Genomic DNA, 24,338 nt, shown 5'->3' on the forward strand with positions numbered 1-24,338 from the left:
CAACATCCCTTGATTCCGGACTGAGACAGAAGTACATTGTGTCTCACGCGACCGCAGGTCTGCATGGGCGCAATGGAGCACATCCCTCCGGGAGGGTTGATGGATTACGACTGGTCAGCAGCTGATCTCTCCTTTCAAGACGAGGTTCGCACCTTTCTCGACGAGAAGCTGACACCCGATCTACGCCGTGCCGGACACTTGGCGACCAGCGTCTATCCGGATCACGAAGCCAGCATGAAGTGGCAGCACATTCTTCACGATCGCGGCTGGGCGGCACCGGCATGGCCGGTCGAATACGGCGGCTGCGACTGGAGCCTCACCCAGCACTACATCTTCGGCCGGGAACTGATGCAGGCCGGTGCGCCCGCGCTGTCGCCGATGGGCATCAGAATGGTCGCGCCCGCGATCGTCGCCTTCGGCACGACCGAGCAGAAGGCGTACTACCTGCCACGGATTCTCACCGGTGAGGTGTTCTTCTGTCAGGGGTATTCGGAGCCGGAATCCGGTTCCGATCTGGCATCGCTGACGATGGCCGCCGTAGACGACGGCGAGGACTTCGTGTGCACCGGAAGCAAGATCTGGACCACCCACGCGACCGAGGCGAATTGGATCTTCTGCCTCGTGCGCACATCGCGCGAGGGGAAGAAGCAGGAGGGCATCACCTTCGTGCTCATCGATATGACCTCGCCGGGTATCGAGATCCGCCCGCTGGTGATGACCTCCGGTGAGCAGGTGCAGAACCAGGTCTTCTTCGACGGCGTCCGAGTGCCGAAAAGCAATGTGCTCGGCCAGATCGACGACGGCTGGACCGTGGCGAAGTATCTGCTCGTACACGAACGTGGTGGGGCACTGTCGCCGATGTTGCAGGTGATGGCCCAGGAAGTCGCGACCGCGGCAGCCGGGCAGACCGGCCCGGACGGCAATCCGCTGATCGATGACGCCACCTTCGCGGCGAAGCTGGCCGAGGCACGGATTCGCACCGAGGTACTCGAGATCCTCGAGTACCGAACGCTGTCGGTACTGGCGCAGGGCAAGAACCCCGGCCCCGCCTCGTCGATGCTCAAGATCCTGGCCACCGAACTGAGCCAGAAGATCACCGAATTGGCACTCGAGGCAGCGGGACCGCGCGGGCGGGTGTACCAACCGCATGCGACGAAACCCGGCGGCCCGATCGCCGGATTCCAGCCACCGGCCGACGGCTACCGCAGCGGCGACGAGTGGCAGGCCGTCGCACCGCTGCGCTACTTCAACGACCGGGCAGGCTCGATCTACGCGGGCAGCAACGAAATTCAGCGAAATATTCTCGCCAAGGCAGCATTGGGGCTCTGATGGACTTCACCTTCACCAAAGAGCAAGAACTCCTGCGTGATTCGGTGGCCGGATTCCTCGGTGCCCGGTACGACCTGGAGCAGAGTCGGAGCGCGGTCAAGTCCGGCGCGGGGTGGCAGCCCGCGGTGTGGCGCGGTTTCGCCGAAGAGTTGGGCATCCTCGGTGCGACCCTGCCCGAGAATGTCGACGGTATGGGCGGTGGGCCGGTCGAAATGATGGTCATCGCCGAGGAACTCGGGCGTGCGCTCGTCGTCGAACCTTATGTCGACACGGTCATCATCGGGGCGGGTCTGCTGCAACGCTGCGGTGGGACGGCTGCCGATGCACTGGTGCGGCAGATCGTGGCCGGTACGGCGCGCACCGCGTTCGCCGCACTCGAGCCGACGTCGGGTCATGCGATGCACGATCTTTCGACGACCGCGCGCCGCGACGGCGATTCGTGGGTGATCGACGGCAGCAAGACCGTCGTGACCAGTGCGCCGATGGCGACCCATCTGATCATCAGTGCGCGCACCTCGGGTGCCCGGCGCGACGAATCCGGCATCTCGTTGTTCCTCAGCGAGTTCGATGCGGCGAATCCGCCGGCCGGGGTCGAAATCCACTCCTACCGGACGATCGACGACCGGGTCGGTTCCGATATCACCTTCACCGAATTCCGATTGCCCGCCGCCGCACTGATCGGAGCGGAAGGCCAGGCATGGTCGTCGATCGAGGCCACAGCCGACGAGGCGATCGCGGCGATCGCCTCGGAAGCGGTCGGATGCATGCGCAAGGTGGTGGCGGATACCGTCGAATACGCCAAGCAACGCCGGCAATTCGGTCAGCCGATCGGCAGCTTCCAGGTTCTGCAGCACCGCATGGTCGATATGTACATGGAGCTCGAGCAGGCGATCGCCGCAGCGTATCTGGCGATCCACGCACTGAACGCGGCACCGGCGGTTCGGGCGCGGGCGGCATCCGCGGCCAAGGTCACCGTCAGCCGTGCCGCTCGATTCATCGGCCAGAACTCCGTTCAGCTACACGGTGCGATGGGCATGACCGAAGAACTCGCCGTCGGCCACTACTTCAAGCGGCTGACCGCGATCGAGCACGAATTCGGATCCACCGACCACCACCTCGCTCGCTACGCCGAGCTGACGAGGCCATAGTCGTGACCAGCGGCGAAAGTTCGTCGCCGCAACCGGAGGACCCGGCCTCGAGCACACCTGCGAAACCGGCGCGCGAGGATGTTGTCGACCTCGCGCGCCGGTGGTTCCTCGAGGGCCGCCGAATCGATATGCAACAGCTGGCCCGGACATCCGGGATCGGCCGCGCCACGCTGTATCGCTGGTGGGGAAGCCGGGAAGTCGTCATCGGTGAAGTGGTGTGGCGGATCATCGCGGAGGCGATCGGTCGCGTCGAGGCACGTGGCGCGAGTGTGTCCGAGGATCCCGCCGGACGCTTCGTCCGCCACTTCGGCACCCTCGCGGATACGGTCCGCACCTTCGAACCGCTGACCCGATTCGTCGCCGACGACCCGGAATACGGCTTGCGCGTACTGACTTCCGGATACTCCGTCGTCCAGGGCCGAATGATCGACTGGGTCGCCTCACGACTGACCGACCTGCCCGATCTGGATCCGCGTATCGAAGTCCGCGATCTCGCCTACGCGATCGTGCGCGTCGGCGAAGCTTTCGTCTGGAGCGACATCATCACCGGCGACCCGCCACAGTCCGGCAAGGCCACCGCCATGGTCGAGCTGCTCGTGTCCGCCGCATCCGGCAAACGCTGAACCGAGGAGTCGAATTGTCCTACAAAACCATCATTTACAGCGTTGATGCGGCTGTCGCCACCATCACGCTGAACCGTCCCGAGGCGCGCAACGGCTTCACCACCGCGATGGCCGACGAACTCGGCGCTGCCTTCACCGAAGCCGACCGCGACGACGCCGTTCGCGCGGTGATCTTCGCCGCCGAGGGACGTGACTTCTGCGTCGGCATGGATCTCACAGCGGACGGATCCGAGGAGGACGTCACCGATCCCGACTGGGTCGAATGGTCCACCCGGGTCGTGCGCCCGATGACCGACCTGAACAAACCCGTCATCGTCGCCATGCAGGGCGCCGCCATCGGTGTCGGCCTCTCCATGACCCTCGCCGCCGACTTCCGCCTTGCCGCAACCGATTCTCGCTTCGGTTTCGTCTTCGCCCGCCGGGGCCTGTTCCCCGAGGGTGGTTCGCTCTGGTTCCTGCCGCGCATCGTCAGCCTGGCCAAAGCCAAGGAGTGGATGATCACCGGCCGCGTTTTCGGCGCCGACGAGGCCCTCGCCGCAGGCCTGGTCACCAGCCTGCACGCCCCCGAAGACCTCCTGCCCGCCGCTCGGGCCCTTGCCGCGGAACTGACAACCCAGGTCGCCCCCGTCTCCGTAGCCGCCATCCGTCGCGGGCTGGTCGCCATGTCCGGCGACAAGACCCCCGACGACGTCTTCGCACTCGACGCCCGCCTCATCTCCTACGCTTTCTCCAGTGCCGACCTCCGCGAAGGCATCATGTCCTTCCTCCAGAAGCGCCCACCTCGCTTCACCGGCACTGTGGCCACCGAGCTCCCCCACCTCGACGATTGGCTGTCCTGAACTGGCGCAGCTGCTTCGGCAGGCTGTCCCGCCCGGCTGAGGACTGTCCCCGGCCGGGACAGCGGGCATTTTTGTTCGTAAAGTTCATGATTGTGTCACCGAACTCGAATACCGCGGCTGTGGCCGGGGCGCTGTCCTTACTGACTGTGAGACTCGATCGCCTCCTGCGCCTGCATCACACCGACCAGCCGATCTCGTTGGTCCAACGCTCAGCGCTCACCACCCTCGTCCGCGACGGCGCCATGTCCTCGGGCGCGCTCGCCGTCAAAGAAGGAGTGCGGCCGCCATCGATGACGCGCACGATCAACGCGTTGGCGGCGCTGGGACTGATCGAGCGCAGACCCCACCCGTCCGACGGCAGGCAGGTCGTCGTCGCGGCCTCGCGATCGGGCCGGTCACTGCTGACCGACAAAGTCTCGGCTCGTGATGCCTGGCTCGCCGGGCAGTTGAGCAAGCTCTCCGACGAGCAGGCCACCCTGCTGAGGCAGGCCGTGGTGATCATGAGCCACATCGGCGAGCCGGAACCCCTCCCTGAATGATCGTCTCGCCAGGGCGTGATGGACCGGTCGGCTCGCCTCGAGCTCACCGGCCACAGCGATGTCAGGCGACCGTCGTGGCTGGATCCGCCTCAGATCCGGCGCATGAAGGCGAGCGTGTAGTAGACGTTGTCGATGTTGCGCTCGACCACGCTGACCAGTTGCCACCCCTGCGATTCGAGCATCTCGACACCGTTGAGCAGGTGCACGACAGGTTCGAAGATCGCGCGCTGATACGCGGCCGAACCGAACACAAAGCCGCCGGTCTGCGGTGAGCTCAGCACCAGGTTGCGACGCGGATAGGACCGCAGGTCCACCGCACCGTTCAACACGGCGATGACATCGAAAACAGGCCCGGGCGCAGGAGCATTCACGCCCTCATCGTCCTACACCCACCGGGCGCCCGGCACCTTTCGTACCACCACGACCGAACGCGGAGATCGTTCTCGCCGTGACCTATCCGCGCGAGGCCACGGTTTCGGCTGTCTTGTCGGTGCGGCGTCTGCCCGGCGCCCACACGGCGATGAGTACGGCCGCCCCGATGGTCAGGAATCCCAGCACGGTCGCGGACTCCTGCATGCCGTGGATGAACGCGGACTTCGCGAAATCGCCGAGCTGCTGCGCGGGCGGGCCCACGCGCTCCACCACCTCGAGCGCGGCCGCGAGCGAGTCACCGACCGGTTCACGCGCGGCCTCGGGGAGGCTGGGCAGGGCGGGGGCGATGCGCTCGCCGTAACCCGCCGCGAGCACGCTGCCCGCGATCGCGATGCCGATGGCGGCACCGATTTCACGGGCGGCATCGTTGACCGCCGCGGCTACACCGTGCTTCTGCACGGGGGTGCCGTCGACGATCGCCGCTGTCGCCGGCGCGGTGGACAAACCGATCCCCGCGCTCATCAGCAGCAACGGGCCGAGGAGGTCCCCATAGGAAGTGTGCGAATCTACTTGCGCGATCATGAGCATCGCGACCCCGATCGCCAGCAAACCGGCAGAGGCGGGGATTCGCAGGCCAACCCGTTCCGCCACCCTGGGCGCGATCACGGAGATCACCACCATCGGGATGCCCATGGGAGCGAGCGCGAGTGCCGACATCAGCGGACGGTAGCCCAGAATCAGCTGAAAGTACTGCACGACCAGCATGAACAGGCCGAAGGTGACCAGGAACTGCACCGTCACTATCGCGGTGCCGCTGCCGAAGCCCCGGTGCGCGAAGAGCCGGATATCGATCAACGGGTGCGCGACCCGTCGTTCGATAGCGACGAAAGCTGTTGCCACGGTCAGCCCTACAGCGGTCGCGCCGATCACTATCGGATCGAGCCAGCCGCGTACGGGCACCTCGATCGCCGCGACCACGATCGCACCGATCGCCACGGCGCTGGTGACCGCACCGAGCGGGTCCATCGCGGACCTCGAGGTGTCCACCGACTCGGGCAGTGTGAAGGCTGCCACCGCGAGCATCGCGCCCGCGACCGCCATCCCGGCGAAGATCGCAGCCCAAGACCAATTTTCGATCAGAACGCCCGAACCGAGGATGCCGAGGATCGCGCCGACGCCCGCGACACCGGCCCACAATCCGACCGCGCTGCTCCGCCGTTCCTCCGGAAATCCGGCGGTCAGCAACGACAGCGTGGACGGCATCACCAGCGCCGCGCCGACTCCTGTCACGACCCGCGCGACGATCAGCCACGTCGGGCTGTCGAGCAACAAGGGAGCCGCTGAAGCGAACGAGAAGATGACGAGCCCCGTGACGAGAACGACGCGCCTGCCGTACCTGTCACCGATCGCACCCCCTGGCAGGACGAGGCAGGCCAGCGCCAGCGTGTAGCCGTCGACAATCCAGGTGAGTTCGGCCTGGCTCGCCCCGGTGTCGGCCGCGATCTCCGGCAACGCCGTATACAGCGCGGCCATCGACGACGTGACGAGAACTACCGCGAGACAGGACAAGGTGAGCAGCCAACGCTGGGCCGCGGACAATCGGTCGCGTCCGGGGGGAACCATCGGGCCTCCGCTACTGTCAGTATCGCTTCGCTACTATGTGTAGCATAAGTATCTGACGGGAGGTAGACCGTGGGAAAGGTCCACCGGCAGAGGAATACTGGACGATATGAGCGGAACTGACGCCGCCGAGGTCGACCCACGCCGGGTGCGCTCACGCGCCCGGCTACTCGACGCGGCCTCCGCGCTCCTCCAGGACGGCGGCGTGGAAGCGGTCACCGTCGAGGGCGTGACCAGGTTGTCCAAGGTCGCCAGAACCACCCTGTACCGGCATTTCGACAACGCGATTCAGCTACGCGCCGCCACCATCGAACGGCTGCTGCCGTCGGCCCTGGAGACCCCGCCCGAAGGCCCGCTGCGCGACCGCCTAGTCGCTCTGCTGGAACGCCAGGCCGAGGCGATTCGAGACACGCCACTGCAGGTGTCGACCTTGGCGTGGCTGGCGACCGGCTCGGACCACAACGCCGACAACGCGGCCGTCAGCTCGCTGCGCCAGCGCATCATCGACCACTATCGGGTGCCGTTCGACCAGGTGCTCGATACCCCCGAGGCCCACCGGCAACTGGGCGAATTCGACACGTACTTCGTACTGTCGCAATTGGTCGGGCCACTCGTTTTCGCGAAGCTCATCGGTCTACGCGCATCGACCCCGCAGGATTGCGCTCGGATCGTCGACGACTTCCTCGCGGCGCGCGCCGAGACTCCTCCGGCGTCCTGAATCCCGCCTGCGCGCCACCATCATTCGCACCACCGTCGACGCAGTCCACCCGGCTGTGCTGCCGATCGCCGGGACCGGCAGCACGACATCACAGATCCGATGTCAGCGAGTTGCCCTCGGGAATCGTGCCGCAACTCGATCCAGCGGCCTCGCCGGCGAAGCGCGCATCGATCCACGAGACAGCGCCGACACTCCACGCAGCCAAGGTCGGGATGTGGCTGAGCTCGTCGTATTGCCGGTATTCGACGAAGGGGTTGCCGTCCGCGCAGTACCGGCGGGCGAGGCTACGGACATCTCCGGCGACCATGACGCCGTCACCGGCGCCGACTGTCGGCTTGCTCCCGTCCGTACCTTCCATGACCCCGTTGGCGCCCTGGGCGATGTAGAGCGGGATGGTCGGGGTCGGCGCGTTCGCGAGGTTGACCTTCTCGACCGCTTCCACCAGGGGCGCAACACTATTGGGGTCGGCGTACTCGGGCTTGACCATCTGCTGCCACGACAGGCCGGGATACTGGAACAGCACGTTGGCGATCGACGCGGACCGCAGTGCGGCGACGACCTGCGCGCCGTACGCACTCAGGTAGGGCGAGAAATCGAGGTCATAGGAGCGGGCGACACCGATGACCGCCATCGCGGCGACACCGGACCAGCCGACGCTGCCGCTGACGTAGCGCAGGTTGTGCGCGGGATTGACCAGCAGACCGCCCTGGGTCGCGCCGACGAGCGCGGCGTTCACGTCGGGGGCGTAGTCCGGCGCCAGCGCCGCGGCCCAGTCGGTCGCGATCGCGCCGCCGGAATAGCCGACCAGACCGATCCGTGTCTGCGCCGTGAGCCCGGTGGCCTCCGAACGGACCGCCGCGCGGATCGAGTCGAGTGTGTTCATGCCGTACTCGGGCCCCGCCGCGAAATTCGCTTGCTGCCCTTCGGTATCGGCGATGATCACCGTGTAGCCGCGCGCGAGCAGGTCCGCGATCACCGCGGCCTCCGAGGTCAGCACCATACCGCCGAAGCTGACGTCACCGGCGATCGAACGTGAGGGTCCGTGCTCCGGGTCGAGCGAGTCATAGAAGGACTGGTAAGCGACCGCCCGAGTCGGATCCACTCCACCGGGCGGGATCAGGATCGAGGTGACGTTGGCACTCGGCCGATACCGGGCATCGGTGGTCCGGTACAGCAATTGCACCGCGGTGATCGGCGTGGGGATGCCGACGAGGTGATAGGTCGTGGTCCGGCTGTCGAGGACAGCTCCGGGCGCGAGGTCGGCCAGCGGCGTGTCGTCGCGGTAGCTGTAGAACGGGTCCGATGCCGCAGAGACCGGTGGCGCGAACACTGTGGTCGAGGCGAACGCGACCGACAGCGCGGCGATCGCCGACATCATCGGGGCGACCGAGCGTGCATTCTTCAAGAATTTCCCCTGAAATCTGATACCGCCACCGGATGAAATCCAGCAGCCATTCGAACGAGGCCGAGTACGGGATCGACACGAATTCCCGACCACAACCGGACACGAGTATCCGGTTGCTGGAACGTATTGTTGACGAAATGGCCCCGCTCCGTCAAGTACTCGAGTTCTAGTCACACAGGGCGTGCAGCAACAGGCCCCGGCATTTGCCCGCCACCGATGCCCGTTCACATTCCGGCGTCTTGTTCAGCAGCGCACCCAGCATTCCCACGGCGAGGAAGATCTCCTCGGCGGTGACGCCCCGGCGCACACTGCCACGACGGCTGTCGTCGGCGAGTTTCTCGTCGAGCAAGGCGTACAGGCGGGCGATGATGCCCACCAGGCGCGGGTCGCTGCTGTCCGCGACACGGAACAGATCGAACAGCACAGCAACCTCGACGATTTGGTCGAAGATCTCCGCCAGCAGCTCGTCCAGCGTCGAGTCGACATTGGCGACCATCGACTCCAGCTGGCCGAGATTTTCCTCGAAGACCGCGAGGATGATCGCCTCTCGGTTCGGAAAGTGCCGGTACAGGCTGCCTTGACCGACGCCCGCCGTCCGCGCGATCAGGTTCAGCGGAACGTCCAGGCCGTGTTCGGCGAATGCGGCCTTCGCCGCGACGAGCAGGGCGAGACGATTCTCCGCGGCGGCAGCAGGTCCCCTGTTGGTACGGCGCGGCGAGCTCATCCGGCCAACGTTACCCATCGGCCGATCCCGTCCGGCACCGAACGGCGCCGGACGCTGGTGTCGATGCGCGCGCCCGAGCCCCGTCGACGCGCGCCCATCACCTGAAGAATTGTTGAATCAACAATTCGAAGAATTGAGCCGACGCCAGACAGCTTCCGGCACCACACTGTACGGAATTCATACGCGGCCCGGCGTTGACCTATTCGAATCTAGCAGCGAAACCCTGCCTTACCAAACGAATGTCAGACATTTGTCCGCCGTTCCAACCGCGAATGCGCGATTGGTACGCCCCCACAATCTCTACCCGCCTTCCATCGCGGACCGGGAAACATCCGGACACAACAGTCCGGTTGCGCTAAGGTGCACCTATGCCGGCTTCCGCTCCCTCCGACAGCACATCCGGGCGCCGCGCGCGGCCGACCCGGCGCGACCACCACCTGACCGTGCGGTGAAGACGGCGATCCCGCGCACGCAACGCCACGTCCGCGAGCCGATGCCCGCGTCCGCGGAGGACACGGCGCCGGCCTTCGAATGGCTCACGGCTTTCGCACTGCGGATGCGATCCGAGGCCGAGTCCGAGCCGATCCTGTCCGCCGTCGACTCCGCGATCCAGGAGACCTTCCCGCACTACCTCGCCGACGTCGAAGTCCATCGAGAAGTCCGGGCGGCCACCAGAGCCCACTGGTTGGGCTTCCTCGCGGTGATCGGGCGCACGCAGTTCGAGGCGCGGCCACCCGCCGAGGCAGTGAACGGCGCGCGGACCGTGGCCCGCCGCGGCTACGGAGTGGACATGCTGCTCAAGACCTACCGCGCCGCGCAGCGGGGGTTGTGGCGATACATCACCCAGGTGCTGCACCAGCAGATCCCCGATCCCGAACTGCGCGGGGCTGTCCTGGTCATCTTCTGGGAGCACAGCACCCTGTGGCTCGATACCTGCCTCGACGGCATCGTCGCCGCCTACATGGACGAGCGTGAGCACCACACCCGCAATTCCGATGCCCAGCGCACAGAGATCGTGCAGGCCATCTTGCGCGGGGAACCGGCACCACCGGCCGATTCGCCCGACAAACTCGCACACTCGATGGACAACGTCCATGTCGCGCTTGTTCTCTGGACCGACCCCGAGGTGCCGGCTCGATACGCCACCGGTCTGCTGCGTGACTACGCGGCCCAGATCGCGCGCGCACTCGGGGCGCCCCCTCCGCTCCTGATCAGCAGCGGCGTCCACGGTTTGTGGGCCTGGATCGCGACGTCGCATCTCCCGGACATCGCCGCGGTGGCGCCGCCGCCGAGCGCACACCTTCACCTCGCGCTCGGCACCCCCCGCCCCGGTGTGGCGGGCTTTCGGCGAAGCCATCTGGAAGCCTGTGCCGCTCAGCGGATCGCGACCAGCGCACAGAATTCCGGCGCGGTCACCGCCTACCAGGACATCGACCTGGTCTGCCTGCTCACCGGCGACGGAGACATCGAGTCCGTGCGCGCGCTCATCGAACGCGAACTCGGGCAACTCGCCGATCGGAGCGAGCAAGGCGCCCGTCTCCGCGACACCGTGTTCGAATTCCTCTGTGCCGGAGGCACTATCGATGCGGCCGCGAGCCGGCTCGGTGTGCACGGCAATACCGTCCGGTACCGGCTCAAGCAGGCGGAGCGCCGGTTGGGTCATCCGATCGAGAGCCGACGGGTCCACCTCGAGCTGGCGCTGCGCTGCCTCGAAGTCTATGGCGAGCAACTACTTCCAGCACCGTAGCCTCGCGAACGACGGGCGGGCGGGTCGATACGACACCGCCCGCCCGTTCTCGTTCGCGTCCCTTGCTCAGATCACGACACCCACATCGGTGCGCACCAGGACATCCACCGCGCGTTCGGCGATCGCGGCGATGGTCATGGACGGGTTGCAGGCCGCGGTGTTGCCGGGCATGAGGGCGCCGTCGAGCACGTAGAGGCCGCGCTGACCGCGCACCCGACCGTCCAGATCGCACACGCTGTCCATGTTCGCGCCGCCGAGCGGGTGCCAGGTGGACGGGAAGACCGCGTTGGTGTCGAGCACCTGCGCGCCCGGTCCCGCGATCCGCCGCACGGCGGGGTCGATGTGGCCCACCTGGATAGCCTGGTCGCCGTCGGAGGGCCAGCGCAGCGTCGCGACATCCGAGCCCGTGTCGTAGACGAATTCGCCGCGGCTCTCGCTCACGCCGTAGCCGACCAGCATGGTGCTGCCCGCGTCCATCGACAGCGGCGGCAGCGACGCCTGGATCACCGTGAACGCCGAGTGCGGATCGTCCCAGTTCTTGCTGCCGTAGACGACCGGACCGCCCTGCGCGGTACCGAAACCCGCCGCCGGATCGCGCCAGACATAGATGCGGTCGGCATTGGTGCCCCAGCCCTTGCCCAGTTCGTCCGGCAGATCCGGGATCGCGCCCGTGGCGCCGGCCCGCACCAGCAGACGGGTGGTGTTGAGGCTGCCCGCTGCGAGCACCAGGGTGCCCGTGGTGATGATCTTGTTCTCCTGAACAACGCCCGCGGTGTCGAGACGGTCGACCCGCACCACCCAGCGACCGTCGGGCGCCCGCTCGATGTCGGTGACCTCGTGCAGGGTCTGCACCTCCACCTTCCCGGTTGCCTCGGCGGCCGCGACATAGGTGACGTCGACGGTGTTCTTGCCGCCGTTGTTCACGCCCATCGCACCGTCGCCGTTGGTGTAGGACGGTTTCATCTCCCCACGCAATTCGGCCAGCGCGTAGTTCCAGTCGATCGGCATCGGGATCTTCGACAGCGGCATCCCGGCCCCGCGCACCCGATCGGCGAAGACCCGTGCGGCCGCGTAGGGCGCGCTGTCGACCAGCTCGTCCGGCGCGGTCGCGAGGCCGAGCATGCGCGCGACGCGGGGGTAGTACACCTGATCCATCTGCTGCCAATTCAGCCCGGCCGGGAAGTGCGTTTCGAACACCTCGCGGGTCGGCTGGAGCGACATGCCCTGATACACCAGTGATCCGCCACCGAGACCGGCCGCGCACAGCGCCGTCATCCCGCTGCCCGAGACAGCTTCGACCAGTCCGGTGTAGGGCTCGAACAGCAGTGGCGTACCGAACAGCGTCGGACTGGAGCGATGCCAGAGCAACCGCTTGTCGGGCTGGGTGGCATGCGGGAAGGTCTCCGCGTTCGGCCCGGTGACCCAGCGCTTCCCGCGCTCGAGCATCAGCACCGGCACCCCGGCCTGGGCCAGTCGTAGCGCGGTGACGCCGCCGCCGAAGCCGGAGCCGATCACCACCACCCTGCGTTCCTCCCTGGTCAGCGGGACACCACCGGTGCGGGCGGCTGGCCCGTTCTCCGCGGCGGCGGCACGCGACGATGCGAGCAGTAAGCCCGCGGCGGCGGCACCACTGAACAGGGAACGGCGGGTCATCGTAGACATAGCGGTACCTTCATCGTGTCGTTGTCCGGGCACGGGTCAGACCCCGCGCCGGTTCAGCAGGAGGGACATCAGCCCGATTTCCTGCCCCTGGGTGCGCACCATCTCGCGGGCCGAGCGGTCGACCTCGCCTCCGGTGAGCAGCGCATCGGCAGCGGCGGCCATCTCGACCCCACCGGCGTGATGGCGCCGCATCAGCCGCAGGAAAATGATCTCGGCCTGTGTTCCGCGCGCGACGGAAAGCTCGTCCAGTTCGGCGGCCGAGGCAGTCCCCGGCATCGTCCGGTCCGTCTCGGTGCCCGAATGCCCGTGTGACTGTTCGCCATTCGGCATCCACGCCATCCGGCGCGGATTGACAACCGGTGCGCCGGCCAAGCGGAGCCAACCGAGCAGCATGCCCAGTTCGGTGCGCTGGCTGTCGGCGATCTGCCGGGCCAGACCGACGACGAACGGATCAGCGTCGGCGTCGAGCCGCTGGGTGAGCACCAGTGCCTGGCCGTGATGGGCCACCATGTCCTGAACGAAACCGACCTCGGTTTCGCTCAGAACCGCCGGTGCGGTGGCGCCGGCGGGCAGCACGGGCCGCAGCGCCGCGCCCATCGCGAGCAGCAGCAGGGCGAGCGCACCGAACGCGGCGAAGCGGAATCCGCTGCGCCTGATCATGATCCGGTGGTCGAGTTCTGGTCGGACGGCGGGGTGTAGACCTGCGGCGAGAGTTCGAGCGCCAGAAATCCATTGTCGGCGCAGGTGGTCCAGAGCTGATTTCCGCGCCATTCCGGCGGCGAGAAGCACCAGTCGGTCGACAGGTCCCCGACGGCCGCGCCGGTCCGTGCGCTCAGCGCCTGCTCCGGATCGAATTCGCCCCGCAGGATCGCCTGCGCGACAGAGGGCGCCGACAGTAGCGGCAGACCGATGATCGAGGCCAGCGCGTGCGATGAGTTCGACAGCGCGAAATGTTCTCCGGTGCGGGCGGGCGGGTTGAAATAACCGATCTCGCTGACCTTTCCGGGATCACGCACGTCGAAGACGCGGATTCCCGACGAGGTCCAGCCGCAGGCCAATGCCGTGGGATCGACGGGCCGGTCGGCCGCGCAGTAGTGCGCGTCGTAGGAGAACAGCGACCCACCGCCGGCTGAAGCGAGCAGCGAGTCCTGGTGTTCGGGCTGGTTGATCTCGAGCTTGATCGAGCCGGAGATCCGCGGATGCCGCTCGTCGGAGACATCGATGAGTTTCACCCCACCGGACCCGGCTTCGTCGACGGCGAACACATGGGGCACTCCCCCGTATGTCACCGGAACGGTGTGCTGTGTCGCCCAGCCGTCCGACCAGGTCAGATCGGCGAGCTCGGGCACCTGCGGTGCGAGGTCACGCCGCTGGACCGCGCTGATGTCGAGGATCTTCATCCCGCCGAGGTTGTTCGCCAGGTAGAGGCGGTTGCCATCCGGGGAGACGCCGACCCCGTGCATGGACAGCCCGGGCAGGCCCTGCCACACCACTCGCGGATTCGCCGGGTCGGTCAGGTCGACCGCGCTGAGCAGGCCGGGCGCTGTACCCGAGCTCCAATAGGTACGACCGTCCGGAGAGAAACCGCCCTCATGAGCGGTGATCGGCAGCGGCAAGGACAGATCGGTCCCGGTGCCCTGGTTGAGCAGGCGCGGATGCGCGCAGTCGCTGATGTCGTACACCGACAGCAGACCCGCGCCGGTCAGGAAGGGCACGCCCGCGCCGACCAGCAGTTTGCGAGCCTTGTTGACCTTCAAACTCTCCCAGGTTCCCGCCAGCATCGCGGGCTCGGTCAGTGTGGCGGTGTGCACGGGTGCGGCCGGGTCGCGTACATCGATGACCTGCACGCCGGCGTCGGGTCCGAGTAGGTCACCGGGAAAGAATGTGCCGACGTAGGCGCAGTGGTCGAAGGTCACCGAGGTGATGCCACCGCCCCGGCCGCCCGCGGCACCGAGTAGCCGGATGTTGCACCGGAATCCGTCCCGAGAACGACCGCTGTCACGGTCGGCGGCGGGAACGTCACCCTGTAGCCCGGATTCAGGGGCCGAGCCGGGCAGGCAGTCGGCGCGGGTCGCGGGCGGCGCAGAATGCGCGGTCACCGCGCCCATCGACACCAGGAGCGCGGCGGCCAGTATCAGTCCGGCGCGCCGATGCGCACGGGCAGAAAAAGTGATCATGAGTGCTGTCGTCGCCCCGATCAGAGGCGCCTTTCTCGAGTAGTAACCGTGTTACTGGTCGCAGACGGTACCACTCGAGAAGCGCCGGGAAACGGAATCCGGCGAATCGGTTCAGCGCACCCGGTCGCGCCGCTCCCCCTCGACTTCACGCAGGAACGACTCGATGAGATCGACGACGTCCGCGTGGCCGGTGTCGACGTCGAAGGCTTCCTCCATCCGCAGGAAGCGGGAGATACTCGACATCAGCAACACCAGGGCGCCGGGCGTGTAGCCGGCCGCGCTCGCGCCGTAGCCGGCGAGGATCTCGGCCACGGCGTCGAGTTGAAGCGAGCGGAATCGGCGCGAGGAATCGGCGATCTCGGCCCGGATCGCCTTCCGGTGGTTTGCCAGCGCGACGAATTCCATGGTCAGTGCGGTGTGCGACTGGTCGTGAATGGAGTCCCACAGCGCCCAGAGCGGCTGGGCCGATTCCAGTGCCCGTAGCTGACGTTCGTAGCTACGGTCGGCTCCTCGCCGGAACAGTTCGACGAACAAGTTGTCCATGTTGCCGAAGTAGTAGTAGACGAGCGCGGGATTCACCCCGGCCCTGGTACCGAGACGCCGGGAACTGACGGCGGCGTAGCCCTCCTCCAGCATGATGCGCTCGGCCGCGTCCAGCAGCGCGGAGCGGGATGTGGAGTTCTCGGCGTCAGAGCTGTGCTCGGGCTTCACATGGAGACCTGTCTGTCGTGCGACAGGCGCTGTGGTCTGTCGCGTGGATCGCGGTTCATGGTCAGACAGCGCCCAGCGGTGTTGGGGTTCACCAGTTTACGGCCGTGCGGGGCCGCGATCGCTGACAAGGCCGGTTCACGAATCGGACTCTTGACAGTGGTGAGCGCCGTCACGTATATCTTAATCACTCGCTCAAATTGAGCACTCGATTAATAAAGGAACGAGCCTTCTCGGCCTTTCCTGCAGCCCACCGACGGCTGGTCCATCGCGACCCACCCCATCCCTGGAGGATGTGCCTCCCCCGCGCCGACCACGGCGCCATCCCGCACTGGGATCCGGCGACGGCCCACCTTGCCGACGAGCAGAGGAACACGGATATGAGCAACACAGCCACAACGGCCTCGGCGGCGGTAGGCGGCCGGTCACCAGCTCGGGTTGCGGTGGTCACCGGCGGCGCCTCCGGTATGGGCCTGTCGATCTGCGTGGCGTTCGCCGCTGCCGGACATCGGGTCGCGGTCCTCGATGTGGACGGCGCGGCCGCGCAGCGAGTCGCCGAACAGTTGCGCGCGACCGGCGCGACGGCGATGGCCTGCGCGGTCGATGTCACCGATCGCGACGCGGTCCGGGAGGCGATCGGCAAGGTCCGGGTCGAGTTCGGCGCGATCGAAATCCTCGTCACCAGTGCGGGTTCCGTCGATTTCGCGCCGTTCACCGACATCACGCCACAGGCGTGGAACCGCGTTGTCGACGTGAACCTGAACGGGGTGTTCCACTGCGCGCAAGCCGTTGTGCCGGACATGGTCGCGGCCGGATGGGGTCGTATCGTGACGATCTCGTCGTCGAGTGCGCAGCGCGGCTCGCCGGGCATGGTGCACTACACCGCGTCCAAAGGCGCTGTCCTTGCGATGACCAAGGCCTTGGCGCGCGAGTACGCCGCCGCCGGTATCACGGTCAATACGATTCCGCCCTCGGGCATCGATACGCCCATGTCGCGCCAGTCGCAGGCGGCGGGCCATCTGCCCGCGAGCGCCGTGATGGCCGCGGCAATCCCGGTCGGGCACTTGGGAACCGGCGAGGACATCGCCGCCGCGTGCGTCTTCCTGTGCTCGGAGCAAGCCGGCTACATCACCGGGCAGGTCCTCGGCGTGAACGGCGGGTCGGTGATATGAACCTGTCCGCCGCTGCTCGACTGGTGCCCCTGCCGGTCCGGGAGTGGGACGAGAAGACACGCGCGATGTTGCGCGGACACGTGAAATCGGCCGATCGGTACCTCTCTGGAGCACCCGATGCCCCGGCGATGCCGGGCGTCCTCGGCGTGCTGGCCCATCACCCCGAACTGGCCGGTGCGTGGTTGGCCTACAACGGTCTGCTGATCGAGCGTCCCACCGTGGACCCGCGTGAGCGCGAACTGGTGATCCTGCGGGTCGCCTGGCGCAGCGAGTCGGATTACGAATGGGCACAGCATGTTCGGATCGCCACGTCGCTCGGCGTCGACTCGGAGCAGATCGAGGCGGTGCGCTACGGACCGCAGGCACCGGTGTGGTCGCCGGTGCAGCGCGCACTGCTGGCGATGACCGACCAACTGCTGGATCGACATCGCGTCGACGACGCCGTCTGGGCCCAGCTCGAACTCCATTTCGACAGTCGGCAGCTGATCGAGCTGCTGTTCGTCGCCGGCTCCTATCTGTGCCTGGCGATGGTGTTCAACAGCGTTGCCCTGCAACCGGACCCCGAACAGGAGGAACGATCATGAGCAAAGTCGTCCACGAACCGGCCGCGTCCCATCGATGGCCGAGACCGCCCGAAGGCACCTGGACTCAGCACTATCCCGAGCTCGGAACGTCGATGATGTCGTTCGAGGATTCGGTGTCGCCAGAATTCTTCGAACTCGAGCGCGAGGCCATTTTCAAGCGCGCCTGGCTCAATGTGGGTCGGGTAGAGCAAGTGCCGAAGACCGGGAGCTACTTCACCAAGGAACTCGATGTGGCGCGCGCGTCGATTGTCGTGGTGCGCGACCGCGACGGCGCCGTCAACGCGTTTCACAATGTGTGCCGCCATCGCGGAAACAAGCTGGTCTGGAACGAATTTCCCAAAGAAGAGACCTCGGGAACATGCCGCCAGTTCACCTGCAAGTATCACGGTTGGCGCTACGGCCTCGACGGGGCACTGAGCTTCGTCCAGCAGGAGAACGAGTTCTTCGACCTCGATAAATCGCAGCTCGGCCTGAGTCCGGTGCACTGCGACGTGTGGGCCGGCTTCATCTTCGTCAACCTCGACGCCACGCCCCGGCAGACACTGCGAGAATTCCTCGGCCCGATGATCACCGATCTGGATGGCTACCCGTTCGACAAGATGACCGAATGGTATGAATTCAGCGCCGACAACCAGAGTAACTGGAAGTTGTTCGCCGACGCGTTCCAGGAGTACTACCACGTGCCCGGGCTGCACTCGCAGCAGGTTCCCAGCGCGGTGCGCACCCCGGGCAAGGGTTTCGAGTGCGCGCATTTCCAGGTCGACGGCCCCCATCGGATGGTCTCCACCGGCGGCGCGCGACGCTGGACATTGCCGGCGGAGTTCATGTATCCGATCGAACGGGTGACCCGTAGTGGCCTGGTCGGCCCGTGGGAGTCGCCGGAGCTGGGCGAGCTGCCCAAGGGCTTGAATCCCGGCCGGATCGAGCCGTGGGGTATCGACAACTTCCAGATCTTCCCCAATATCGAGATCCTCATCTACCGCGGCTGGTATCTGCTCTACCGCTATTGGCCGACCTCCTACAATTCCCATCGGTTCGAGGGAATGTTGTGCTTTCAGCCCGCGCGCACAGTGCGCGAAAGGGTCGAGCACGAGGTCGCCTCGGTCGTCTTCAAGGAGTTCGCACTCCAGGACGCGGGCATGCTCACCGGCACCCAGACCGCGCTGGAATCGGCCTATCGCACCGCCGGCCTGACCCACTTCCCGGTCAACGATCAGGAAATCCTGGTGCGCCACTTCCACAAGGCCGTCGCCGACTGGGTCGACGTCTACCGGCACGATCTCGCCGGGGCGGACGCGCGATGACATCGACCATGCTGCCGCCCGCCTTCGCCGACCTCGAACGGTTCGCCGTCGACTGGTGCCTGCCGACCGAAGCCGAGCGCTACGCCCGCCGCCTGGCCAGCCCCATGCAGGAATTGATCGACTTCTACGACGCGTGCTTCCCGCGCGTCGAGGACGCCCTGTCCTACTGCGACAAGTTCTCGCTCGAGGAATTGCCCGAGGACGCGATACACCTGCTGCACCTGGTGTATTCGCTGGTCATGGTCGCGATGGCCGTCGAGATCTTCCAACAACCCAAGCCCGTCGACAGCGCCGACGCCGAACTCGCGCGCATCAGCGCTCCCTGGCCGTAGGACACGAAGGAACTCCACCATGACGATTACCATCGAGAAACTCGGCCAGGCCGTCGGAGCCGAGGTCATCGGCATTCGGCGCGAGCAATTGCTCAGCGACAGCAGCGTCGCCGCGACCGTGATGTCGGCCCTCGAGGAGAACGGAGTGCTGGTCTTCCGGGACCTGCATCTAGACCCCGAAACCCAGGTGGCGTTCTGCCGCACGCTCGGACAGGTGGACACCTCACCCGGGCACCATCCGGTGGAGGGCATCTATCGGGTCAGTCTCGACACCACCAAGAACTCGTCGGCGAGCTATCTGCGCGCGACCTTCGACTGGCATATCGACGGCTGCACGCCCGAAGACGACGCGTACCCGCAGATGGCGACCGTGCTCACCGCCAAGGCCGTCGCCGCCATCGGCGGTGAGACCGAATTCGCCAGCACCTACAAGGCTTTCGACGACTTGACCACCGAGGAGCAGACGTCGCTGCGGTCCTTGCGCGTGGTGCATTCGCTCGAGGCGTCGCAGCGCGGGGTGAATGCGGACCCGACGCCCGAACAGCTGGTGGCGTGGCGCCGACGTCCGATCAAGGAACACCCGCTGATCTGGACACACAAAACCGGACGGCGCTCGCTGGTTCTCGGCGCGTCGACCGATCACGTGGTCGGAATGCCCGCCGACGAGAGCCGGGCCCTGCTCGACGGACTGCTGAACCGCTGCACCGCACCCGACCGCGTCTACCGCCACACCTGGGCGGTCGGGGACACGGTGATCTGGGACAACCGCGGTGTCATCCACCGCGCCGCGCCCTACCCGTCGGGTTCCGCGCGAGAGATGTTGCGCACCACGGTGCTCGGTGAAGAACCGATCGAATAGTCCACCGATACCGTCTTTTCAGGAGTACATCATGGCTCGTTGGCCCAAGCCCGCAGAGGGTAGCTGGACCCAGCACTACCCCGAACTCGGCACCGCGCCGATGTCCTACGAGGACTCGATCTCGCCGGAGTTCTTCGAACTCGAGCGCGACGCGATCTTCAAACGCGCCTGGCTCAATGTCGGTCGCATCGAACAGCTGCCACGCACCGGCAGCTATTTCACCAAGGAGATCCACGCCGCGCACTCCTCGATCATCCTGGTCCGTGATCGCGACGGCAGTGTCAACGCCTTTCACAATATCTGCCGGCATCGCGGAAACAAGCTGGTGTGGAACGAGTTTCCCCGCGAGGAGACCTCCGGCACCTGCCGCCAGTTCACCTGCAAATACCACGGCTGGCGCTACGGACTCGACGGCGCGCTGACCTTCGTGCAGCAGGAGAGCGAGTTCTTCGACCTGGACAAGGACAGCCTCGGGCTCGCGCGCGTGCACTGTGAGGTCTGGTCGGGATTCATCTTCATCAATCTCGCCGCGCAACCACGTCAGACACTGCGTGAATTCCTCGGCCCGATGGTGACCGGTCTCGAGGGATACCCGTTCGACGCGCTGACGGAACGGTATTCCTACAGGGCCGAGGTCGGCGCCAATTGGAAGCTCTACCTGGACGCGTTCCAGGAGTTCTACCACGCGCCGATTCTGCACGGAAAGCAGACGCCCGACAATTTCTCCGTGGCCGCCCAGCAGGCCGGATTCGAAGCACCGCACTACCAGCTCGACGGGCCGCACCGGCTGGTCAGCACCTCCGGGGTGGTGACCTGGGAACTCGACGCGTCGATGCGTAAACCGATGGAGGACATCACCCGCAGTGGCCTGTTCGGCCCCTGGGACGTGCCCGATCTCGGTGCGATGCCGGCCGGGCTCAACCCCGCGGGCTGTGACCCATGGGGGCTGGATTCGTTCCAGCTGTGGCCGAACTTCACCATTCTCATCTGGTCCGGCGGCTGGTATCTCACCTACCAGTACTGGCCGACCTCGCACAACACCCACATTTTCGAGGGCAACCTGTACTTCACGCCCGCCCGTACCCCCCGCGATCGCGTCGCCCGCGAAATGGCGGCGGTCACCTTCAAAGAATATGGGCTGCAGGACTCTTCGACGCTGGAAGCGACCCAGCTCATGCTCGAGTCGCGCGCGGTGACGACATTCCAGCTCAACGACCAGGAGATCCTGCTGCGGCACCTGCACAAGGTCGCCGCGGACTGGGTCGGCGACTATCAGCGCGAGCGTACGGAGGCCAAGCGATGAGCGCGCAGCTACTGCCGATCGAATTCGCCGATCTCGAGCAGTTCGCCGAGAAATGGTGTCTGGCTGACGAAACCCAACGCTACGACCAGCGCTTGGGCTCCACGATGCCCGACATGCAGCGGTTCTATGACGCGATCGCCGCACGAGCTGAGGACGCGCTCACCTACTGCGACAAGTTCTCGATCGACGACATGCCCGAGGACGCCAAAAACCTGATGTACCTGCTGTATTCGATGATTCAGGTGTCGTTCCCCATCGAGGTGTGGCGACAGCCGCGCATCCCGGACACCGGGTCGGCGTCGTTGACCTGCGTGATCGAGCCCGCCCTGTGAGCGGCCGGTCCATCGTGTTGCGGGCCGCGGCCTGGGTCGACGTCGAGACCGGGCAGCGGCACACGCCGGCGGTGATCGTCGTGGACGACAACAGGATCACCGCGATCAACCCGGTCGAGGTGCCCGCCGACGCGCAGGTCATCGATCTCGGTGCGCTCACGCTGCTGCCCGGATTGATGGACATGGAGGTCAACCTGCTCATCGGCGGGCCCGACAATCCCTCGGGATTGCCCAACCCGATGCACGGTGTGCAGGACGATCCGGTCTATCGGACACTGCGGGCCTCGGTGAACGCCCGCGTCACCCTGCACGCCGGATTCACCACCGTCCGCAACCTCGGCCTGATGGTGAAGACCGGCGGCTATCTACTGGATGTGGATCTGCACCGCGCGATCGAACAGGGCTGGCTGGAGGGCCCGCGCATCGTGTCGGCCGGGCACGCCATCACCCCGACCGGCGGTCACCTCGATCCGACGATGTTTCAGCGTCTGGCCCCGCACATCATGCCGATCACCGTGGAGGAGGGCCGCGCCAACGGCGTGCCGCAGGTCCGCGAATCCGTGCGCTACCAGATCAAATACGGCGCCGAGGTCATCAAGATCTCGGCATCGGGCGGGGTGATGTCGCACGGCACCGTCGCCGGAGCGCAGCAGTACTCCGACGAGGAACTGGCCGCGATCGTCGACGAAGCGCATCGGGCCGGGGTGCACGTGGCCGCGCACGCCCACGGCGACGCGGGCATCCGCGCCTGCCTGCGCGCCGGGGTCGACTGCATCGAGCACGGCTCCCTCGCCGAGGACGACACCATCGCGCTGATGGTCGAGCAGGGCACCTTCCTGGTGCCGACGAGCTACCTCTCCGAAGGGCTCGATGTCTCCAAAGCCGCACCCGCGCTCCAGAAGAAGGCCGCCGAGGTCTTCCCACGGGCGCGCGAGACCCTGCGCAAGGCCATCCGCGCCGGCGTCAAGATCGCCTGCGGCACCGACGCGCCCGCGGTTCCGCACGGCCACAACGCCAAAGAGCTCTGGGCGCTGGTCGACCGCGGCATGACACCGGCGCAGGCGCTGCGCGCGGCGACGATCACCAGCGCCGAACTGATCGGTGTCGACGACCGAGGACGGCTGGCGCCCGGGCTGCTGGCCGACATCATCGCCGTACCCGGGGACCCCACCGCCGACATCACGACCATCGAGGACGTTCGGTTCGTGATGAAGGACGGCCGGGTCTACAAGAAGCCCTGATCGGCGAAAACCGTTCGACCGCAGTCCGAATACGCGCATCAGATCCGAGGTAGCAATGTCGCCACGTCAGCAGCTCTACATCGGCGGTCGCTGGGTCGACCCAGCCACCGACCAGACGGTCGAGGTGATCTCGCCGCACACCGAGCAGGTCATCGCCCGGGTCGCCGACCCGACGACCGCCGATGTCGATCGCGCGGTCGCGGCCGCGCGCGCGGCGTTCGACACCGGACCGTGGCCCCGCACGGATCCGCAGGAGCGCGTGGCGATCATCCGCGAGCTGGTGCGGTGCTACCGCGCCCGCGAAGACGAACTCGCGCAGCTGATCACCACCGAAATGGGTGCGCCGATCACCTTCTCGCGCTCGGCGCACGCCAAGCTGCCCGGGATCATGATGAGCGCTTTCGCCGACACCGCGGCCGAATACCGGTGGCGTGAGACCCGAGCCGGGTTCCTCGGCCGTGATGTGGTCGTCGGCCACGAACCCGTCGGGGTCGTGGCCGCGATCATCCCCTGGAACATGCCGATGTTCCTGATGGTGGGCAAGCTGATTCCCGCACTGCTCGCCGGGTGCACGGTGGTGCTCAAGCCGTCGCCGGAGACGGCGTTGGACGCGCATCACATGGCCGAACTGCTCGATCAGGTCGGGTTGCCACCAGGGGTGGTCAGCATCCTGCCCGCCGGGCGCGAAGTCGGCCGGCACCTGGTCGCGCACCCGGGCGTGGACAAGGTCTCGTTCACCGGATCCACCGGGGCGGGTAGACAAGTCGCCGAGGTCTGCGGCGCGGCACTGCGCAAGGTCAGCCTCGAACTCGGCGGCAAATCAGCCGCAGTGGTGCTCGATGACGCCGATCCCTCTGCCGTGGCCACCGGCATGATGGTGGCCGGGCTGATGAACAGCGGCCAGGCCTGCGTCGCCCAGACCCGAGTCCTCGTCCCGCAGCATCGCCGCGACGAATTCGTCGACGCGTTGGTGAGTGTGATCGAAAACCTCACCGTCGGTGACCCGTTCGATCCGGCGACCCGAGTCGGCCCGATGGTCTCGCACCGTCAACAGCAGCGCGTTCGGGACTACATCGACCTGGGGCAGCGCGAAGGAGCCCGCCTACTCGTCGGCGGCAGCGACCTGCCCGAGGGCATCGAGCGTGGTTGGTACGTCCGGCCCACCTTGTTCGCCGACGTGGACAATTCCATGCGGATCGCACAGGAGGAGATCTTCGGTCCCGTCCTGAGCGTGATCGCCTACGCCGACGACGAACACGCGTTGCATCTCGCCAACGACAGCGAGTACGGGCTCTCGGGCTCGGTGTGGTCACCCGATATCGAACGCGCCACGGCGATCGCGCGCCGGGTGCGCGCGGGCACCGTCGGCATCAACGAGCCCTACAGCATGGATCCCGTGGCGCCTTTCGGCGGCGTCAAGAACAGCGGCATCGGCCGCGAGTTCGGCGCCGAGGGCCTCGAGGGCTACCTCGACACCGTGTCACTCTCGATGCGCCCCCCGGCGAATTCCGCACTGCTGCAGGCGAATCCCCTCTCCCCCCGAGCCATGGCCCCGCCGAGCGGGATCCGCAGCTCATGAGCGGCCGGGGCCGGGATTCGC

The 24,338-nt window shown here is 66.6% G+C and carries 24 protein-coding genes; 16 read left to right on the plus strand and 8 right to left on the minus strand.

Features of this window, described 5'->3' with window-relative positions:
- Window positions 1-99: 99 nt before the first annotated feature.
- The 5 genes from ACFQ9R_RS10430 (at window position 100) to ACFQ9R_RS10450 (ending at window position 4,478) form a co-directional block, all read left to right on the plus strand.
- Window positions 100-1,329, plus strand: coding sequence for an acyl-CoA dehydrogenase family protein (locus tag ACFQ9R_RS10430; protein WP_378990149.1), 1,230 nt, complete (start codon window positions 100-102; stop codon window positions 1,327-1,329).
- Complete coding sequence (locus ACFQ9R_RS10435; RefSeq protein ID WP_378990150.1) at window positions 1,329-2,477, plus strand: acyl-CoA dehydrogenase family protein; 1,149 nt, start codon at window positions 1,329-1,331, stop codon at window positions 2,475-2,477. The genes ACFQ9R_RS10430 and ACFQ9R_RS10435 overlap by 1 nt, the downstream gene beginning before the upstream one ends.
- 2 nt (window positions 2,478-2,479) lie before the next feature.
- Entirely contained in the window at window positions 2,480-3,100 is a 621-nt protein-coding gene (locus ACFQ9R_RS10440; RefSeq protein WP_378990151.1) for a QsdR family transcriptional regulator, read from the plus strand.
- Between the two features lie 14 nt (window positions 3,101-3,114).
- Window positions 3,115-3,939 (plus strand): enoyl-CoA hydratase-related protein, encoded by an 825-nt coding sequence (locus ACFQ9R_RS10445; protein WP_378990152.1) that lies wholly within the window; start codon window positions 3,115-3,117, stop codon window positions 3,937-3,939.
- 86 nt (window positions 3,940-4,025) lie between these two features.
- Window positions 4,026-4,478: a MarR family winged helix-turn-helix transcriptional regulator gene (locus ACFQ9R_RS10450; RefSeq protein ID WP_378990154.1), complete on the plus strand. Its 453-nt coding sequence runs from the start codon at window positions 4,026-4,028 to the stop codon at window positions 4,476-4,478.
- 89 nt (window positions 4,479-4,567) lie between these two features.
- Here ACFQ9R_RS10450 and ACFQ9R_RS10455 read toward each other — a convergent pair whose 3' ends face one another.
- Window positions 4,568-4,849: a hypothetical protein gene (locus tag ACFQ9R_RS10455; protein ID WP_378990155.1), complete on the minus strand. Its 282-nt coding sequence runs from the start codon at window positions 4,847-4,849 to the stop codon at window positions 4,568-4,570.
- A gap of 82 nt (window positions 4,850-4,931) precedes the next feature.
- The gene (locus ACFQ9R_RS10460; protein ID WP_378990157.1) at window positions 4,932-6,473 is read right to left on the minus strand and encodes an MFS transporter; all 1,542 of its coding nucleotides are present in this window, start codon (window positions 6,471-6,473) and stop codon (window positions 4,932-4,934) included.
- Window positions 6,474-6,579: 106 nt separating this feature from the next.
- Here ACFQ9R_RS10460 and ACFQ9R_RS10465 point away from each other — a divergent pair, with 106 nt between their 5' ends.
- Window positions 6,580-7,188, plus strand: a complete 609-nt coding sequence (locus ACFQ9R_RS10465) for a TetR/AcrR family transcriptional regulator (RefSeq protein WP_378990159.1) — start codon at window positions 6,580-6,582, stop codon at window positions 7,186-7,188.
- Between the two features lie 88 nt (window positions 7,189-7,276).
- On the opposite strand, the gene ACFQ9R_RS10470 is transcribed toward ACFQ9R_RS10465, so the two are convergent.
- Window positions 7,277-8,593: a lipase family protein gene (locus ACFQ9R_RS10470; RefSeq protein ID WP_378990160.1), complete on the minus strand. Its 1,317-nt coding sequence runs from the start codon at window positions 8,591-8,593 to the stop codon at window positions 7,277-7,279.
- A gap of 166 nt (window positions 8,594-8,759) precedes the next feature.
- Window positions 8,760-9,317 (minus strand): TetR/AcrR family transcriptional regulator, encoded by a 558-nt coding sequence (locus ACFQ9R_RS10475; protein WP_378990161.1) that lies wholly within the window; start codon window positions 9,315-9,317, stop codon window positions 8,760-8,762.
- A 448-nt stretch (window positions 9,318-9,765) separates the two neighbouring features.
- On the opposite strand from ACFQ9R_RS10475, the gene ACFQ9R_RS10480 reads away from it, so the two are divergent.
- Window positions 9,766-11,064 (plus strand): PucR family transcriptional regulator, encoded by a 1,299-nt coding sequence (locus ACFQ9R_RS10480; RefSeq protein WP_378990162.1) that lies wholly within the window; start codon window positions 9,766-9,768, stop codon window positions 11,062-11,064.
- Between the two features lie 66 nt (window positions 11,065-11,130).
- On the opposite strand, the gene ACFQ9R_RS10485 is transcribed toward ACFQ9R_RS10480, so the two are convergent.
- From ACFQ9R_RS10485 to ACFQ9R_RS10500, 4 genes are all read right to left on the minus strand, one after another.
- Window positions 11,131-12,726: a GMC oxidoreductase gene (locus ACFQ9R_RS10485; protein WP_378990163.1), complete on the minus strand. Its 1,596-nt coding sequence runs from the start codon at window positions 12,724-12,726 to the stop codon at window positions 11,131-11,133.
- 36 nt (window positions 12,727-12,762) lie between these two features.
- The gene (locus tag ACFQ9R_RS10490; protein ID WP_378990164.1) at window positions 12,763-13,386 is read right to left on the minus strand and encodes a DUF305 domain-containing protein; all 624 of its coding nucleotides are present in this window, start codon (window positions 13,384-13,386) and stop codon (window positions 12,763-12,765) included.
- Window positions 13,383-14,834, minus strand: coding sequence for an LVIVD repeat-containing protein (locus tag ACFQ9R_RS10495; RefSeq protein WP_378990422.1), 1,452 nt, complete (start codon window positions 14,832-14,834; stop codon window positions 13,383-13,385). The genes ACFQ9R_RS10490 and ACFQ9R_RS10495 overlap by 4 nt, the downstream gene beginning before the upstream one ends.
- A 180-nt stretch (window positions 14,835-15,014) precedes the next feature.
- The gene (locus ACFQ9R_RS10500) at window positions 15,015-15,614 is read right to left on the minus strand and encodes a TetR/AcrR family transcriptional regulator (RefSeq protein ID WP_378990165.1); all 600 of its coding nucleotides are present in this window, start codon (window positions 15,612-15,614) and stop codon (window positions 15,015-15,017) included.
- A 377-nt stretch (window positions 15,615-15,991) separates the two neighbouring features.
- Here ACFQ9R_RS10500 and ACFQ9R_RS10505 point away from each other — a divergent pair, with 377 nt between their 5' ends.
- The 9 genes from ACFQ9R_RS10505 to ACFQ9R_RS10545 are packed head-to-tail and all read left to right on the plus strand — an operon-like array spanning window position 15,992 to window position 24,317.
- On the plus strand, window positions 15,992-16,783 hold the full coding sequence (locus ACFQ9R_RS10505; RefSeq protein WP_378990166.1) for an SDR family NAD(P)-dependent oxidoreductase: 792 nt from the start codon (window positions 15,992-15,994) through the stop codon (window positions 16,781-16,783).
- Window positions 16,780-17,367 (plus strand): carboxymuconolactone decarboxylase family protein, encoded by a 588-nt coding sequence (locus ACFQ9R_RS10510; protein ID WP_378990167.1) that lies wholly within the window; start codon window positions 16,780-16,782, stop codon window positions 17,365-17,367. The genes ACFQ9R_RS10505 and ACFQ9R_RS10510 overlap by 4 nt, the downstream gene beginning before the upstream one ends.
- Window positions 17,364-18,671, plus strand: coding sequence for an aromatic ring-hydroxylating dioxygenase subunit alpha (locus tag ACFQ9R_RS10515; protein WP_378990168.1), 1,308 nt, complete (start codon window positions 17,364-17,366; stop codon window positions 18,669-18,671). The genes ACFQ9R_RS10510 and ACFQ9R_RS10515 overlap by 4 nt, the downstream gene beginning before the upstream one ends.
- Window positions 18,668-19,003: a hypothetical protein gene (locus ACFQ9R_RS10520; protein ID WP_378990170.1), complete on the plus strand. Its 336-nt coding sequence runs from the start codon at window positions 18,668-18,670 to the stop codon at window positions 19,001-19,003. Before ACFQ9R_RS10515 ends, ACFQ9R_RS10520 begins: the two co-directional genes overlap by 4 nt.
- A 19-nt stretch (window positions 19,004-19,022) precedes the next feature.
- A complete protein-coding gene (locus ACFQ9R_RS10525) occupies window positions 19,023-19,862 on the plus strand; it encodes a TauD/TfdA dioxygenase family protein (RefSeq protein ID WP_378990171.1) in 840 nt (279 codons plus the stop codon).
- Window positions 19,863-19,893: 31 nt separating this feature from the next.
- Window positions 19,894-21,165 (plus strand): aromatic ring-hydroxylating dioxygenase subunit alpha, encoded by a 1,272-nt coding sequence (locus tag ACFQ9R_RS10530; protein ID WP_378990172.1) that lies wholly within the window; start codon window positions 19,894-19,896, stop codon window positions 21,163-21,165.
- Complete coding sequence (locus tag ACFQ9R_RS10535; RefSeq protein WP_378990173.1) at window positions 21,162-21,497, plus strand: hypothetical protein; 336 nt, start codon at window positions 21,162-21,164, stop codon at window positions 21,495-21,497. The genes ACFQ9R_RS10530 and ACFQ9R_RS10535 overlap by 4 nt, the downstream gene beginning before the upstream one ends.
- The gene (locus ACFQ9R_RS10540) at window positions 21,494-22,738 is read left to right on the plus strand and encodes an amidohydrolase family protein (protein ID WP_378990174.1); all 1,245 of its coding nucleotides are present in this window, start codon (window positions 21,494-21,496) and stop codon (window positions 22,736-22,738) included. The genes ACFQ9R_RS10535 and ACFQ9R_RS10540 overlap by 4 nt, the downstream gene beginning before the upstream one ends.
- Window positions 22,739-22,793: 55 nt before the next feature.
- Window positions 22,794-24,317, plus strand: a complete 1,524-nt coding sequence (locus ACFQ9R_RS10545) for an aldehyde dehydrogenase (RefSeq protein ID WP_378990176.1) — start codon at window positions 22,794-22,796, stop codon at window positions 24,315-24,317.
- Window positions 24,318-24,338: the final 21 nt, after the last annotated feature.

Source organism: Nocardia sp. NPDC056541, from assembly GCF_042794235.1.
Lineage (GTDB): Bacteria > Actinomycetota > Actinomycetes > Mycobacteriales > Mycobacteriaceae > Nocardia.